Here is a 287-nt window from a genome sequence, read left to right on the forward strand (position 1 = left end):
CATGCGATACTGGATCGCGGCGGCATCGGCGACGCGGCCCATCAGCCCGTCAAGCGCATCGATCTCGCGCACGAGATGGCCCTTGCCGAGCCCGCCGATTGCGGGGTTGCAGGACATCACGCCGATGGTTTCGTGGCGATGGGTGATCAACGCGGTCTTCGCGCCCGCGCGGGCCGCAGCGCTCGCGGCCTCGCAACCGGCATGGCCGCCGCCGATGACGATGACATCATAGGACATTCGTGACTCCATGGCTCGACGGGTCATCGCCCGGAGCCTTTCTCCGCCGC

At 67.9% G+C, this 287-nt stretch carries 1 protein-coding gene; it reads right to left on the reverse strand.

Annotated features, from left to right (window positions below; all coding sequences use genetic code 11):
- Positions 1 to 237, reverse strand: a 237-nt coding sequence (locus B4E36_RS16130) for an FAD-dependent oxidoreductase (RefSeq protein ID WP_345900568.1), incomplete at its 3' end; no start/stop codon positions are given.
- Positions 238 to 287: the final 50 nt, after the last annotated feature.

It is taken from the genome of Martelella sp. UBA3392, from assembly GCF_002358775.1.
Classification (GTDB): Bacteria; Pseudomonadota; Alphaproteobacteria; order Rhizobiales; family Rhizobiaceae; genus Martelella; species Martelella mediterranea.